This window comes from Streptosporangium carneum, from assembly GCF_027922005.1.
Lineage (GTDB): Bacteria > Actinomycetota > Actinomycetes > Streptosporangiales > Streptosporangiaceae > Streptosporangium > Streptosporangium carneum.
In genome coordinates, this window is the sequence record NZ_BSEV01000032.1 from 73,576 (window position 1) to 87,992 (window position 14,417).

The 14,417-nt window shown below is 71.5% G+C and carries 12 protein-coding genes; 5 read left to right on the top strand and 7 right to left on the bottom strand.

Going from position 1 to position 14,417, the window contains the following annotated elements:
• Nucleotides 1–8 precede the first annotated feature (8 nt).
• The 3 genes from PKF00_RS38640 to dxr all read right to left on the bottom strand — a co-directional run bounded on the left by PKF00_RS38640 (nucleotide 9) and on the right by dxr (nucleotide 3,002).
• A complete protein-coding gene (locus PKF00_RS38640) occupies nucleotides 9–506 on the bottom strand; it encodes a GNAT family N-acetyltransferase (RefSeq protein ID WP_271222709.1) in 498 nt (165 codons plus the stop codon).
• A 107-nt stretch (nucleotides 507–613) separates the two neighbouring features.
• Nucleotides 614–1,783 carry a flavodoxin-dependent (E)-4-hydroxy-3-methylbut-2-enyl-diphosphate synthase gene (gene ispG / locus PKF00_RS38645; protein WP_271222710.1) on the bottom strand — a complete coding sequence of 390 codons (1,170 nt, stop codon included), beginning with the start codon at nucleotides 1,781–1,783 and terminating at the stop codon, nucleotides 614–616.
• Between the two features lie 34 nt (nucleotides 1,784–1,817).
• The gene (gene dxr / locus PKF00_RS38650) at nucleotides 1,818–3,002 is read right to left on the bottom strand and encodes a 1-deoxy-D-xylulose-5-phosphate reductoisomerase (protein WP_271222711.1); all 1,185 of its coding nucleotides are present in this window, start codon (nucleotides 3,000–3,002) and stop codon (nucleotides 1,818–1,820) included.
• A 184-nt stretch (nucleotides 3,003–3,186) separates the two neighbouring features.
• Between dxr and PKF00_RS38655 the strand changes: the two genes are divergently transcribed.
• The gene (locus PKF00_RS38655) at nucleotides 3,187–4,305 is read left to right on the top strand and encodes a trypsin-like serine peptidase (protein WP_271222712.1); all 1,119 of its coding nucleotides are present in this window, start codon (nucleotides 3,187–3,189) and stop codon (nucleotides 4,303–4,305) included.
• A 53-nt stretch (nucleotides 4,306–4,358) separates the two neighbouring features.
• Nucleotides 4,359–5,540 (top strand): trypsin-like serine peptidase, encoded by a 1,182-nt coding sequence (locus tag PKF00_RS38660; RefSeq protein ID WP_271222713.1) that lies wholly within the window; start codon nucleotides 4,359–4,361, stop codon nucleotides 5,538–5,540.
• A 124-nt stretch (nucleotides 5,541–5,664) separates the two neighbouring features.
• Here PKF00_RS38660 and PKF00_RS38665 read toward each other — a convergent pair whose 3' ends face one another.
• Nucleotides 5,665–7,092 (bottom strand): aldehyde dehydrogenase family protein, encoded by a 1,428-nt coding sequence (locus PKF00_RS38665; protein ID WP_271222714.1) that lies wholly within the window; start codon nucleotides 7,090–7,092, stop codon nucleotides 5,665–5,667.
• 217 nt (nucleotides 7,093–7,309) lie between these two features.
• Here PKF00_RS38665 and PKF00_RS38670 point away from each other — a divergent pair, with 217 nt between their 5' ends.
• The gene (locus PKF00_RS38670) at nucleotides 7,310–7,936 is read left to right on the top strand and encodes a TetR/AcrR family transcriptional regulator (RefSeq protein ID WP_271222715.1); all 627 of its coding nucleotides are present in this window, start codon (nucleotides 7,310–7,312) and stop codon (nucleotides 7,934–7,936) included.
• Nucleotides 7,937–8,001: 65 nt separating this feature from the next.
• Here PKF00_RS38670 and PKF00_RS38675 read toward each other — a convergent pair whose 3' ends face one another.
• Complete coding sequence (locus PKF00_RS38675) at nucleotides 8,002–9,459, bottom strand: PucR family transcriptional regulator (protein WP_271222716.1); 1,458 nt, start codon at nucleotides 9,457–9,459, stop codon at nucleotides 8,002–8,004.
• Between the two features lie 97 nt (nucleotides 9,460–9,556).
• Here PKF00_RS38675 and gabT point away from each other — a divergent pair, with 97 nt between their 5' ends.
• Nucleotides 9,557–10,909, top strand: coding sequence for a 4-aminobutyrate--2-oxoglutarate transaminase (gabT, locus tag PKF00_RS38680; RefSeq protein WP_271222717.1), 1,353 nt, complete (start codon nucleotides 9,557–9,559; stop codon nucleotides 10,907–10,909).
• Between the two features lie 179 nt (nucleotides 10,910–11,088).
• Nucleotides 11,089–11,334 (top strand): hypothetical protein, encoded by a 246-nt coding sequence (locus PKF00_RS38685; protein WP_271222718.1) that lies wholly within the window; start codon nucleotides 11,089–11,091, stop codon nucleotides 11,332–11,334.
• A 182-nt stretch (nucleotides 11,335–11,516) separates the two neighbouring features.
• Here the strand turns inward: PKF00_RS38685 and PKF00_RS38690 are convergent, their stop codons facing one another.
• Nucleotides 11,517–12,743, bottom strand: coding sequence for a saccharopine dehydrogenase family protein (locus PKF00_RS38690; RefSeq protein WP_271222719.1), 1,227 nt, complete (start codon nucleotides 12,741–12,743; stop codon nucleotides 11,517–11,519).
• 245 nt (nucleotides 12,744–12,988) lie between these two features.
• A complete protein-coding gene (locus tag PKF00_RS38695) occupies nucleotides 12,989–14,248 on the bottom strand; it encodes an extracellular solute-binding protein (RefSeq protein WP_271222720.1) in 1,260 nt (419 codons plus the stop codon).
• Between the last annotated feature and the right edge of the window lie 169 nt (nucleotides 14,249–14,417).

Below are 14,417 nucleotides of genomic sequence, written 5' to 3' on the forward strand. Positions count from 1 at the left end.
CGGCGCTCTCACCCGGCGTCCAGGGTCTTCGCCATGAGCACTTCCCTGCTCACACCGTCGGCCAGCAGGTCGCCCGGCTCCCCGGTGTCCTCGAAGCCGTGGCGCTCGTAGAGCGCCACGGCCGCGCCGTTCCCCGGCGTCACCGCCAGCCGCAACGTCCTGGCCCGCCTGCGCACCGCCCACCGTTCGATCTCTTCGATCAGGCGGTCTCCCACCCCCCGGCCCCGGGCCGCGGGGCCGACCCACATCGAGATCAACTCCACGACGTCCGCCGCCTCCGCCGGGACGCCGCTGGCCATCCCGACCGGCCGGCCGTCGAGGACGGCGACGACGTTGTGCGACCCGGGCATCTCCAGGCGGCCCCGCCAGCGTTCCTCGCGGTCGCCCTCTCCCTGCCAGGCCGCCAGCGTCGACGCGAAGGCGTACGGCGCCTCGGCGAGCGCCGCCAGCCGCAGCTCACGCCACAGCGGCCAGTCATCCGTTTCCAGAACACGTATTCCGATCACGTTCAGAACACTGCTCCGTGAGCGAGGAGGACCGCAACGCGATTACGGACGACCGCGCCCGGCGTCGCCCGCGACCACGGGGACGGAAGAGGCGCGGGGGCGGGGTCCTAGCGGACGACGACCTCGGGACCGGGGGCGTCCTCGTCGTCGAGGTCGATCTCCACGCCCATCTCCTCGGCCATCCGCAGAGCCTCCTCGATGAGGGTCTCCACGATCTGGGACTCGGGGACGGTCTTGATGACCTCGCCCTTGACGAAGATCTGGCCCTTGCCGTTGCCGGAGGCGACTCCGAGGTCGGCCTCACGCGCCTCACCGGGACCGTTGACCACGCAGCCCATCACGGCCACCCGCAGCGGGATCTTCAGCCCGGCCAGGCCCGCCTGGACCTGCTCGGCCAGGGTGTAGACGTCGACCTGGGCGCGGCCGCACGAGGGGCAGGAGACGATCTCCAGGCCGCGCTCGCGGAGGTTCAGCGACTCCAGGATCGCGGCGCCGACCTTGACCTCCTCCACCGGCGGAGCCGACAGCGAGACCCGGATGGTGTCGCCGATCCCCTCCGACAGCAGCGCGCCGAAGGCCACCGCCGACTTGATCGTGCCCTGGAAGGCCGGGCCCGCCTCGGTCACTCCCAGGTGCAGCGGGTAGTCGCACCTCTGGGCGAGCAGGCGGTACGCCTGCACCATCACGACGGGGTCGTTGTGCTTGACCGAGATCTTGATGTCCCGGAAGCCGTGCTCCTCGAACAGCGAGCACTCCCACAGCGCCGACTCGACCAGCGCCTCGGGCGTGGCCTTGCCGTACTTCTGCAGCAGCCGGGGGTCGAGCGAGCCGGCGTTGACGCCGATCCTGATCGGCACGCCGTGGTCGGCCGCCGCCTTCGCGATCTCGCCGACCTTGTCGTCGAACTTCTTGATGTTGCCCGGGTTGACCCGGACCGCCGCGCATCCCGCCTCGATGGCGGCGAAGACGTACTTCGGCTGGAAGTGGATGTCCGCGATCACCGGGATCTGGGACTTCCTCGCGATGATCGGCAGCGCCTCCGCGTCGTCCTGGGACGGCACGGCGACCCGGACGATCTGGCAGCCCGACGCGGTCAGCTCGGCGATCTGCTGGAGCGTGGCGTTGACGTCCGCGGTGAGCGTGGTGGTCATCGACTGCACGCTGACCGGCGCGTCACCGCCGACCGGAACGGAACCAACCATGATCTGACGGGATTTGCGTCGCTCGGCGATCGGCCTGGTCCTTACGGACGGGATCCCGAGAGCAACAGAAGTCATTTTCAGCCCTTGAAGAGTCGACGACGCTCCCAGTCTAGGCAGTCGCCGTGAGCTCCCGGGCACGAATGCGCGCCCACTCGTCGGCGCCGAGCACCTCATCGACCGTGTCGGCGCCGGTCACGGTGTGCTCGGAGACCACCGCGGCCACGGTGTCCACGATGCCGAGGAACGGCAGCCGCCCCGCGAGGAAGGCGTCGACGCAGACCTCGTTCGCGGCGTTGTACACGGCGGGGGCCGTGCCGCCCTCCGAGCCGACGTGGCGGGCCAGCTCGACGGCGGGGAAGGCCTCGTCGTCGAGCGGTTCGAAGGTCCAGACGCCGGCCCTGGTCCAGTCGACCGCGGGGGCGGCGTCCCGGACCCGTCCGGGCCAGCCGAGGGCCAGGGCGATGGGCAGCCGCATGTCGGGCGGGCTCGCCTGGGCGACGGTCGAGCCGTCGACGAACTCGACCATCGAGTGGACGATCGACTGCGGGTGCACCACGACGTCGATCCGGTCGAAGCCGATGTCGAAGAGGAGATGGGCCTCGATGACCTCCAGGCCCTTGTTGACGAGTGTGGCGGAGTTCACCGTGATGACCGGCCCCATCGACCAGGTCGGATGCGCCAGGGCCTGCTCCGGGGTCACGTCCGCGAGCTCGGCGCGGGACCTGCCGCGGAAGGGGCCGCCGCTGGCGGTGACGACCAGCCGCCGTACGGCGGACGCGTCGGCGCCGCTCGGCCCCGCCGCCCACAGGCACTGGGCGAGCGCGGAGTGCTCGGAGTCGACCGGGATCAGCTGCCCCGGCTTGGCCAGCCGCTTCACCAGCGGTCCGCCGACGATCAGCGACTCCTTGTTGGCCAGGGCCAGCACCCTGCCCGCCTCCAGGGCGGCCAGCGTCGAGGTCAGCCCCAGCGCCCCGGTGACGCCGTTGAGGACCACGTCGGACGGCCACGCCGCGGCCTCGGCGACCCCCTCGGGCCCCGCCAGGACCTTGGCGGTCACCCCGCGCGCCGCCAGGGCCTCCCGCAGCGCGGGCAGGGCGGAGGCGTCGGCGACGGCCACGACGTCCGGCCCGAACTCGGCCGCCTGGCGGGCCAGCAGGTCGACCCTGCCCCCTCCCGCGGCGAGGGCCGCCACCCGGAACAGGCCGGGGGTGCGGGCGATGACGTCGAGGGACTGGGTCCCGATGGAGCCGGTCGAGCCGAGCAGGGCGACGGAGCGCGTGGTGTCTGACTGCACGGCCCCATTCTCCCGGGTCGCGTCCCCTCCTCGAACCGGCCCCGGAATCTGTGGCCGGTGGAACGCCCGATAAAAAGCAGTACTTAAGTCTGGATTTCGCTATATCAATACTTGTAAGTCTTGAGAAATGCGGACATGAAGCGCACTAGCTTCCCGACCCAGCATCAAGTCTCGGGAGGTACAAATGCGCCGTACGGCACGCCTGGTCCCCATCCTCACGCTCGCCGCGGGAGGCTCCCTGCTCTCCACGGCGGTCGCCCACGGCGCCGCGGCGGCGGCTTCCACGCCCCCGGCCGCGTCCGTCTCCCCGGACCCGGTCGAGAAGGAGGCCGCGGACACCAGGCCGGAGCAGCGTTCCGTCAGGAACTACTGGACGGAGGCGAGGATGGAGGCGGCCAAGCCGCTCGACGCCCTCGCCCCCGGCAAGAACGACGTCACGTTCACCGCCGCCACCGGGACGGCGACGACGGCGACGGCGACGGCGACCGGCTCGACCGCGACGGGAGCACACGCCCCCTCGGCCTCTCCTTCTCCCTCCGCCGCCCCCGTCTCCGTCCCGGCGTCCTCTCCCGGCGGAGAGAGCGTCGCCGCCGCCAGGACGCCCTCGGCCGCCCGCGCCTCCACCGGCGCGCCGTGGACCCGCGCGGGAGCGGTCGTCAGGACCGTCGGACGGGTGTTCTTCACCTACAAGGGCCGCAACGCCTCGTGCTCGGCCAACGCCGTGACCAGCAGGAACAGAAGCACCGTGATCACGGCGGGCCACTGCGTGCGGATGGGCGGCGCCTTCCACTCCAACTGGGTGTTCGTCCCCGGCTACGAGAACGGCGAGCGTCCCTACGGCACCTGGGTCGCGACCACGCTCTACACGACCCCGCAGTGGAACGACAGCGAGGACATCGACCACGACGTGGCCGCCGCCGTGCTGGCTCCGCTGAACGGCAGGTCGCTGACCGACGTGGTCGGCGGCCAGGGCGTCTCCTTCAACCAGCCCAGGCGGCAGCGGATGCACTCCTTCGGCTATCCGGCCGCGAGCCCCTACGACGGCTCCAAGCTGGTCTACTGCAGCGGCAGGACGTTCGACGACTTCATGATGTCCCGCGACATCGGCCTGAACTGCGACATGACCGGCGGGTCGAGCGGCGGCCCCTGGTTCACCGGGTTCGACGAGAGGACCGGGCTGGGCACGCTCAACTCGGTGAACAGCTTCAAGTACGGCTCGGAGGGCGGCTGGATGTTCGGCCCCTACTTCGGGACCGACGCGCAGGCCGTCTACGACGCCGCGCAGGACACCGGCACCCCCTGAGATTTACCGAAAGTAGTCACAAGAACACATCTCGTAGTGCAAACTCGGGTCTCATGACTTCGAGCCTCCCCCTGCTCGCAGGTGTCGCGCTCGTCGCCGGGCTGATGGGTGCCTCCACACCCGGCACGACGGCCACCGAGCACAGGCAGCAGGTCGCGCGTTCCCTCGCCCGGTCCGCCGCACCGGCCGAAGGGGGCGCGGTCGCGGCCCCGGGAAGGGCGTCGTCGACAAGGACCGACATCGTCGAGCACACGGCCGCCCGCGACGTCCACGACCAGCGTCGCGTGCTGAGCTACTGGACCCCTCGCCGGATGGCCGCCGCCGTTCCGATCGACCTGCTCGGGACGGTGACCGGGACGCTGGGCACGGCGGCCCGCGCCGTCCGCCGCGAGCCGGACGTCGCCGCGCCCGCCGCGCCCGCCGCACCTGCGGCACCCGGCGGGCCCGCCGCCCCGCCCAAGAGGGTCGCGGGGGCCGCCTCACCCGGCGTGCCCGCCGCCGTGACCGGGAGGCCGGTCGGGGCCTCCGCCCCCGTACGGCGCGGGCGCGCCCGTGTCAGCGGCGCCCGCTGGAACTCGGGCGGGTGGGTCGCCCGCACGACAGGGCGCGTGTTCCTGACCCTCGACGGGGTCGACTTCGTGTGCTCCGCGAGTTCGGTCAGGAGCGCCAACAGGGACCTCGTGGTGACCGCGGGGCACTGCGTCAAGGACGGCGCGGGCGCGTGGGCGGACAACTGGGCCTTCGTGCCCGGCTACGACCGGGGACGCCAGCCGTACGGGCAGTTCACCGCCCGCCGCATGTTCGTCGCGGGCCCGTGGGCGCGCGACGCGGACGACAGCTACGACGTCGGGATGGTGGCGGTCAACCGACGCGGCGGCAGGCACCTGGCCGAGGTCGCGGGCGCGCAGGACATCGCCTTCGGCGGGGCCAGGGGCCGCCAGGCCCACGGTTTCGGCTTCCCCGCCGACGCGCCGTACGACGGGGAGAGCCTGGTGTACTGCGCGGGCCCGGTCCGCGCCGACCCGCACGGTCAGACCGGCGACCAGGGGCTGCGCTGCGACATGACCGCGGGATCCAGCGGCGGCCCCTGGCTGAGCGGCTTCGACCCCGCCACCGGGCGCGGCACGGTGACCTCGGTGAGCAGCTTCAAGTACAGCGACGACCGGGGCACCATGTACGGCCCCTACTTCGGCGAGACCGCCAGGCGGCTCTACGCCGTGTCGGAGAGGTCGTGACCGCGTCGCCCGGTCCCCGGAGAGCCCCCGAGGCCCAGGAGGCGGCGGGACACGGCAGAGGCACGGCAGAGGCACGGCCCGCTCCCCGGGGCGACGGGGGCGGGCCGTGCACGATCCGCGGTTCCTACAGGGACACGCCGGTCAGGACCATGACCTTCTCGTAGGTGAAGTCGGCGATGGCCGAGCGGACGCCCTCGCGGCCGACGCCGGAGTCCTTGATGCCGCCGTAGGGCATCTGGTCGGCGCGGTAGGACGGGACGTCTCCGATGATGACGCCGCCCACCTCCAGCTCGCGGTTCGCCCGGAAGGCGATGTCCAGGTTGCGGGTGAACACCCCGGCCTGCAGGCCGAACTTGGAGTCGTTCACCGCCGCGAAGGCCTCGTCGACGCCGGAGACCGACTGGACGATCATCACGGGGCCGAAGACCTCCTCGCAGGAGACCTTGGCGTCCTGCGGGACGTCGGCGAGCACGGTCGGGGCGACGGTCGCGCCTTCACGGGTGCCGCCCGCCAGCAGCCGGGCGCCGGCCGCGACGGCCTCCTTGACCCACTGCTCGACGCGCTCGGCCGCCTCGACCGAGACGAGCGGCCCGACCTGGGTCCTGTCGTCGGCGGGATCCCCGGTGACCAGGGCCTCGACGGCCGGAACCAGCTTGGCGAGGAACTCCTCGCGCACCGACTCCTCGACGATCACCCGCTGGACCGCGATGCAGCTCTGGCCCGCCTGGTAGTTGGAGAACAGCGCCACCCGGGAGGCGGCCCAGTCGAGGTCGGCGTCGGCGAGCACGACCGCGGCGGCGTTGCCGCCGAGCTCCAGGGTGACGTGCTTGCGCGGCACCTGCTCCATGATCGCGTAGCCGACGGGGCCGGAGCCGGTGAAGGAGACCACCGGGAGGCGGGGGTCCTCGACCAGGGACGCCGCGCGGTCGTTCGGCACGGGGAGCACGGAGAACATGCCCTCGGGCAGGTCGGTCTCGGCCAGGATCTCACCGAGCACCAGGGAGGAGAGCGGCGTCGCGGGAGCGGGCTTGACGATGACCGGCGCGCCGACCGCGATGGCCGGGGCGACCTTGTGGGCCACCAGGTTGAGCGGGAAGTTGAACGGCGTGATCGCCAGGATCGTGCCGTGCGGGACGCGCGAGACGTAGGCGAGGCGGCCCGCGGAGGCGGCCTCGGTGTCGAGACGCATGGCCTCGCCGCTGAGACGGCGGGTCTCCTCGGCCGCGAACCTGAAGGTGGAGATCGCGCGGTTGACCTCGCCGCGGGCCCAGAAGATCGGCTTGCCGTTCTCCTCCATGATCAGCTGGGCGATCTCCTCGGACCGCTCGGCCAGGCGGCGCGAGACGTGGGCGAGGGCCTCGGCCCGCACGTGGATGGGGAGCGCGGCGGCCTGCTTGCGCACCGCCTCGGCGGCGGCGACGGCCTCCTCGACCTGGTCGGCCGTCGGCACTGAGCAGACGCCGACGACACGGCCGTCATGCGAGTTGGTCACGGTGAGCTCGGCGTCCCCTGTGGCGGGGCGGCCGGCGAGCCAGAAGGGGCGCACGTCCATGGCTCAGACGGTATGCCACCCGTCAGGACGAGGCGTTACTCCACTTCGCACAAGACCCTTGCGGGGATGCGCCGTATCGCATAAAAATAATCTCCCCCGTGGTTGTAACGGAAACAGGGCGCTTTATGGATATTTCTTATATGGCGACGGTTTGAACGATCTTCGCCCTGGCTAAGTCACCGTTTGCAACTCCCCCACAGCGGAAGGGCGTGGCCGCATGACCTCACCGGCGCCGCGCGGGCTGCAGGGTGCCTATCTTCTCGGCGAGCGGGCGGGTCAGGACGAACTTCGCGGCAAGCTGCTCGACGTGGCCAGCCAGCTTCTCGTCACCGTCGGCCCCGAGAGCCTGTCCATGCGCAGGATCGCCGCGGAGGCCGGGTGCTCGACGACCGTCATCTACACCATGTTCGGCAGCAAGGAGGGCCTGGCCGAGGCCCTCTACCTCGAGGGGTTCGAGCGGTTCCGGCGACGCCTCGAGGCCGTGCCGCCGCGTAAGAACGCCCTGGAGCACCTCACCGCGCTCGGCCCCGCCTACCGGGAGGCCGCGCTGGCCGAGCCCGGCTACTACGCCCTCATGTTCGAGCGGGCGATCCCCGGCTTCGTGCCGAGCGAGCGGGCCAGAACCCTGGCCAGGGCCGCGCTCAACGTCCTCGACCGGGTGATCGCCGACTGCATCTCGGCGGGGTACATCATCCCGACACAGCCCAGGAAGATCGCCGACGCCCTCTGGGCCGCCGCCCAGGGAGCCATAGGCCTGGAGCGCGCGGGCCACCTGCGCGACAGCCAGACCTACGACGCGGTGACCTACGCCACCATCTCCCGCTACCTGGCAGAGAGATCCTGAGGAGACTCCCGCCGCTTCGTCGGCGAACCTCGGGGAAGCCCGAGCAAGCCCGGGGAAGCCGTCCGCTACCCCGTCACGGCCAGCGCGATCCAGAGCTCCGCGCGGGCCGCGGGGTCGTCGAGGTCGCGGCCGAGAAGCTCGGCGACGCGGCGCATGCGGTAACGCAGGGTGTGCCTGTGCACGCCGAGCCGTTGGGCCGCCGCGTCCCAGTGCCCGTTGCAGGCGAGGTAGGCGCGCAGGGACTCCAGCAGGTCCGCGCGTGAGCCGTACTCGCGGAGCGGGGCGAGCAGCGCGGAGGAGAACGCCTCCGCCGCCTCCGGGTCCAGCAGGGAGAGCAGGCCCTGACCCGCCAGGTCGGGGAAGCGCATCACGCGTTCGGCGTTGCGCCTGGCAGAGGCGAGCGCCCGGTCCGCCTGGTCGAGCCCGGCGCGGAGGTCGCCGGCGTCCACCGGGGCGCCGACCCCGACCGGGCCGTGCTCCCTGAGCGCGGAGACCGTGTCCTCGGCGCGGGCCGCCGCGACGACGACCACGACCCGGTCCGCGTCGGCGGCCGCGAACCCCTCCCCCACCGCCTCGAACACCGCCTCCGGGTCTCCGCCCGCGGCCAGCACGACCAGCGGTCCCGGGGGCAGCGCCTCCCCCAGCAGTTCCAGGGTCTCCTTCCCCGCCTCGGCCTGGCCTGCGAGCAGCAGCCTGAGCACCGCGGAACGGATCCTGCGCTCGGCGCTCAGATGCTCCCTGCCGTGTTCGATGGCGAGCGTCAGCAGCGATCCGGCGGCGTTGACCACGGTGTGCGCGACCGGGGTGAACGGCCTGCCGAGGCCGACCGCGAAGAACCCCCTGACGCGACGGGCGCCGAGCGGCTGCACGACGACGTGCCGCCCGGGGGTCGACAACGCCAGGCTGGCGGGCGCGCCCCGGCCCGCCGGCCTTCTCAGTCGCCCCAGCTCGGGCATCAGGCCCGTGACGTCGGCCGCGCCCTCCCCCGCGGCGTGCCGTACGGCTCCCGCCTCGTCGAGCAGCACGGCCCAGCCGCCGAGCTCGTGGGCCAGGCGGTCGATCACCGCGGCGGCCCCCTCGGGACGGAGCGCGGCGCGGGTCAGCCGTCCCTGGGCGGCGAAGGCACGGCTGATCTCGTCGTACTGCTCGGCGGCGATCAGGTCGCTGACCAGTTTGCTGATGGCGACGAACGGGGTGTCGCGGGGCACCTCGATGAGCGGCAGTCCCGCTTCCGCCGCCGCCTCGACCAGCTCCGCCGGGATCTCCTCGTGCCCGAGGCCGATGCCGAAACCGAGCCCGGTGACCTTCCTGTCGACGAGCCTGGCGACGTAGGGGCCCGCGTTGCCCGCGTCGAGACGCATGCCCGTGGTGAGGACCAGCTCGCCGCCCTCGAGGAACGGGGTGGGGTCCTCCAGCTCGCTGACCGCGACCCAGCGGACCCGTCTGTCGAGGGCGTCGTGCCCGGCGAGCACGCCGAGCTTGAGCGGCAGACGCCGCACGACGGTGCGGAGTGTCGGCGCCACGACCACCCCCGATTTGTACGTTACGGCGACAGTGCCGCTGACAATTTTGCCATAGTGCATCATCCTTACAGCGGCATGCGCGACATACCGTCACAGCATGAGCACCGTCACGCAGGGCGGCCCCTCGCTCCCCCAGGAGCGCCGGGTCGTCACCGAGATTCCCGGCCCGAAGTCCCGCGAGCTGTTCGCGCGCAAGCAGGCCGCCGTCCCGCCGGGCATCGGCACCACGCTGCCTGTCTTCGTGACGCACGCCGGCGGCGGCGTGGTCGTCGACGCGGACGGCAACTCACTGATCGACTTCGGCTCCGGCATCGCGGTGACCAGCGTCGGCAACTCCGCCCCGCGCGTGGTCGAGCGGGTGAGCAGGCAGGCCGCGGACTTCACCCACACCTGTTTCATGGTCACGCCCTACGAGTCCTACGTCCAGGTCTGCGAGAAGCTCAACGAGCTCACGCCCGGTGACCACGAGAAGCGCACCTTCCTGCTCAACAGCGGCGCCGAGGCGGTGGAGAACGCGATCAAGGTGGCGCGTCACGCCACCGGGCGTCAGGCCGTCGTCGTGTTCGACCACGGCTACCACGGCCGCACCCTGCTGACGATGACTCTGACGGCCAAGAGCATGCCGTACAAGCACCGGTTCGGCCCGTTCGCCCCCGAGGTCTACCGGGTGCCGCTGGCCTACCCCTTCCGTTGGCCCACGGGCGCGGAGAACTGCGCCGAGGAGGCCGCGGCCCAGGCGATCGACCAGATCAGCAAGCAGATCGGCGCGGAGAACGTGGCCGCCGTCGTGATCGAGCCGATCGCGGGCGAGGGCGGCTTCATCGAGCCCGCCAAGGGCTTCCTGCCGAGGATCGCGGAGTTCTGCCGGGAGAACGGCATCGTCTTCATCGCCGACGAGGTCCAGACCGGCTTCTCCCGTACGGGCGACCTGTTCGCCTGCGAGGACGAGGGCGTCGTCCCGGACATCATCGTCACCGCGAAGGGCATCGCCGGCGGCCTGCCCCTGTCGGCCGTCACCGGACGCGTGGAGATCCTCGACAAGGTCCACGTCGGCGGCCTGGGCGGCACCTACGGCGGCAACCCGCTGGCCTGCGAGGCGGCGCTGGGCGTGCTGGAGACCATCGAGGCCGAGGACCTGACCGGCAAGGCCCGTCGCATCGGCGAGGTCATGCTCCCCCGGCTGCGGGCCATCGCCGAGAGGAACCCGGTGATCGGCGACGTGCGCGGCCGTGGCGCCATGATCGCCATCGAGCTGGTCGTCCCCGGCACCAAGGACCCGCACCCCACGGCGGCGGGCGAGATCGCCAAGCGGTGCCACGCGGAGGGCCTGCTCGTGCTGACCGCGGGCACGTACGGAAACGTTCTGCGTTTCCTTCCGCCGCTCGTCATGCCCGACCACCTGCTGGAAGAGGGCCTGGCGATCCTGGAGAAGGTCATCAGCGAGATCTGATGGTTTAGATCATCCCAAAAGGGGCACCCGGCTTGAGGCCGTGTGCCCTTTTTAATGTGTTACGGAACGGGCACAGGCAGTGATTTAACCACCCCTTGACATCCACCACAGCGATCACGGACGGCAACAGCGTTATAACGGTTCCGATATGAGACTTCGCGATCAAGACGGGAGGCGTGATGGACTGGCGGCACACCAGGACGGCGCAGATCACCACGACGTTCGACCCCGAGGGGCTGACGCGGGCCCAGCGTGAGGGCGACGCCTGCGTGGCCTGCCACAAGAAGTGGCCCAGGCCGCGGACCAGGATCGGGCGCCTGCCCGACAACAGCTCGCTGTTCGCCTGCCCCGAGTGCGCGGACGCGCTGATCCAGGAACCGGAGGAGAACGTCTACCACCTCCCCCGCCGCGTGGCCTTCTTCTGACCCCGCCGACCGAGCCGCCGCCCGAGCCGTCTCCCGCCCTCCGTCCACCTTCGCGCGCCTTTCCCGTTCCTGTCCCGAAGTCCCTCCCTCGGCGCCGCAACCGCGCCTTCGGTGTCACGGCCGCCTCCGGGCGTCGCCGAGCCCCATGACCGCCCCCGACGGGGCGGCCGGGAACCGCGGGCTCAGGCGGACAGGAGCACCTCGCGGGTCTGGTCCCGCATGCCCCAGGGCGAGCCGTAGGCGTTGAGCAGTTCGAGGAAGGGCACCGCGTCGAACGCCTCGGGGCCGAGCACCCCGGTGCCCGACCAGACTCCGGCGGCCAGCAGCTCCAGCGCGACCACCGGGTGCACCGCGGTCTGCCAGACCACCGCCTGACAGCCGTACTCCCGCATCGACCACTCGTTGTCGACCACGTGGTACAGGTAGACCTCGCGCGGCCTGCCGTCCTTGCCGACGCCCTTCACCCAGGTGCCCGCGCACGTCTTGCCGCGCATCCGGTCGCCGAGCGTGGCCGGATCGGGCAGGCTGGCCGCGACCACGTCGCGCGGCGAGGCCTCGACCCCGCCGACCCGGATCTTGCCCGCGTTGTCGAGACCCAGCTTGCGCAGGGTCTTCAGGACGCCGATGAACTCCTTGCCGAGGCCGTATTTGAACGTCACCCGCTTGGCGTCGATCCAGCGCGGCACGAGCAGGACCTCCTCGTGCTCGACGTTGACGCACTCGACGGGGCCGATCCCCTCGGGGAAGTCGAACACCTCGGGCTCACTGAACGGCTCGGTGGTGTGCCAGCCTCCGTCCTCCCAGATCACCGGGGGGTTGAGGCACTCCTCGATGGTCGTCCAGATGGAGAAGGTGGGGGCGAAGTCGTAACCCTCGACCACGAGGTTCGACCCGTCGCGGACGCCGATCTCCTCGACGCTCTCGAAGAGGTGCTCGGCCGCGTAGCGGGCGAACACGTCGGCGAGGCCCGGCTCGACCCCCATGCCCACGAGCGCGAGGCCGCCCCTGTCGCGCCACGCCTGCGCCAGCGCGAACTGCTCGTCGCCCAGTTTGACCCCGGTCAGCTCGTACGGCCTGCCGGGATGGGGCCGTGACAGCGACATCGCCATGTCCAGGTAACGCGCCCCCGCGTTGAGCGCCGCCCTGAACAGGGGCATGGTGAAACGCGGGTCCACGGCGTTGAAGAGCACGTCGCAGCGGTGCTCGGCCAGGGCGGCCTCGACCGCGCCCTGGTCGGAGGCGTCCAGCCCGACGGCGCTGAAGCGCGGGTCGCCCACCTTGGCCACCGCGTCGGCGGCGCGGCTCTGTTTGGAATCGGCCACCACGATGTGTTCGAAGAAATCTCGGCGCGCCGCGATCGGCACGACGGCGGAGCCCACTCCGCCCGCTCCCACAAGAAGGATTCTCATGGCCGGATATTATCCACTGACTGGTCGACCAGTCGATAGAGGTGGCATGACATCACCACCGAATCCATCGTTGACAGTGATCATCGCTACGGAAAACGCGGATTTTCCAAGGTCAGGCAGACATGCCTGGAGAAATGGAGAGGCGCTCCGGCGTCGGGGGACTCACCGGAGCGCCCGTGCGGGCCACGCCCAGCGGGGGCATGGGCGTGCCCGCGGCCTGTCAGGCTCGGGTCACGGGCCCTCGTTCACTTCACCAGGCTCTTCCACCCTTTTTCCCATTCGGGGTAATCAGTGCATTCCCCGCCAAGCCCTCCGCAATCCTTCGTCGGGCGGACGGCAAAGAGAACGCGCCGGAGCCAACGGTCGTCACGGACGTGGTAGATCTCGCACAGCCGCCTGGCGTCCCCGTCGCACGCCTTCTGGTTGGCCGGGGCGAGCCCCGTCCAGGCGGCCGCCGCGCGCTGCGTGTCCGCCGAGGAGACCCAGTTGAGCCACTTGTAGGCGCAGTTGGGACTGGGGGCGTCGGCTCCCACCATCCAGGAGTCGACCCAGCCGGTCATCGCCTTCGCCTTCATCTCCTTCACCGGCCTTCCCGCGCGCCGGAAGAGGTCGAGGTGGTACGGCAGGGCCTGGGCGAGCCGCACCTCTCCCGTCGCGAAGGCCTGGATCACGTCGAGGGAGCTCTGCCAGTAGATCCGCTGCGGCCCGTTCTTCTCGGCGAGCAGCTTCTCCGCGGCGTCGAGCTGGGCGGCGGTGAGCTGGAAGGGATCCTTGATCCCCAGCGCGGGCTGGGTCTCCCTGAGCGCGAGGGCCGCGTCCGCGATGCCCAGCGGGGTGTTCCTGATCGCCGCCCGCTCCGTCCGGTACAGGGCGTCCGGCCCCTCGGGCTCGGCCCCCTCGTACATGACCTGGTTGACCCCCCACAGGAAGGGGACGCCGTAGACCCTGCCCTCGCCGTCCCCGCCACGCGTCGCGGGCGACTCACGCAGCCGCCTGGGGATGTCCTTGTAGAACTGCAGAAGGCCGGTGTCCAGCGGCACGACCTCGCCCTCCGCCACCAGCCGCCCGGCCAGATCCGGGGAGGGCGAGACGACGTCGTAGGAGGCGCCGCGGAGCTTGTCGGCCATCTCCTCGCTCGTGCGCACCCGGTCGAGTCTGGAGATCCTGCATCCGGTCAGCTTCTCGAAGGGCGAGACCCAGTCGGCGCTCGAGGTGGCTCCGCCGTACTCGACGTGTCCCTGGAAGGTGAGCACCTGGAGCGTTCCCTCGGCCTTGCCGATCGACGCCGAGGGCGCCGGGCTGGGACCGGAGCCGTCGGGGCTGGAGCCGGGCGACCCCGTGGGCGAGCTCGAAGGGGAGGACGGGGAAGGCGCGGAAGGCCGGGAGGCCGGGGACGCGGGAGCCCGCTCGACGGCGGCCTCCACCCCCACGCGGGCGCAGACGGCGAGCGTCAGAGCGCCGGCCAGCGTGCCGAGGTGTGCACGGCGGAACCTGTACCTGCCCACGAAGTCCCCTTCGACGCCGCTATCGATCTGTCAGCCTACCGGCCGTCCCTCCGCCCGGTCCTCTCCCGTGGGTCGCGTGGCCCTTCCCGTCCGACTTCCCCGCCCGCCTTTCGTTCTCCCCGTTCCCTCTTCCCTGCCCGCCCTCCGTTCCCCCCGCCTCCCCGGCCCG

What these genes read in the sequence shown, in the direction of transcription:
- ispG (WP_271222710.1), bottom strand. Translation starts at nt 1,783, where the DNA reads ATGACTTCTGTTGCTCTCGGGATCCCGTCCGTAAGGACCAGGCCGATC.
- PKF00_RS38660 (WP_271222713.1), top strand. Translation starts at nt 4,359, where the DNA reads ATGACTTCGAGCCTCCCCCTGCTCGCAGGTGTCGCGCTCGTCGCCGGG.
- PKF00_RS38670 (WP_271222715.1), top strand. Translation starts at nt 7,310, where the DNA reads ATGACCTCACCGGCGCCGCGCGGGCTGCAGGGTGCCTATCTTCTCGGC.
- PKF00_RS38665 (WP_271222714.1), bottom strand. Translation starts at nt 7,092, where the DNA reads ATGGACGTGCGCCCCTTCTGGCTCGCCGGCCGCCCCGCCACAGGGGAC.
- PKF00_RS38685 (WP_271222718.1), top strand. Translation starts at nt 11,089, where the DNA reads ATGGACTGGCGGCACACCAGGACGGCGCAGATCACCACGACGTTCGAC.
- PKF00_RS38655 (WP_271222712.1), top strand. Translation starts at nt 3,187, where the DNA reads ATGCGCCGTACGGCACGCCTGGTCCCCATCCTCACGCTCGCCGCGGGA.
- PKF00_RS38690 (WP_271222719.1), bottom strand. Translation starts at nt 12,743, where the DNA reads ATGAGAATCCTTCTTGTGGGAGCGGGCGGAGTGGGCTCCGCCGTCGTG.
- gabT (WP_271222717.1), top strand. Translation starts at nt 9,557, where the DNA reads ATGAGCACCGTCACGCAGGGCGGCCCCTCGCTCCCCCAGGAGCGCCGG.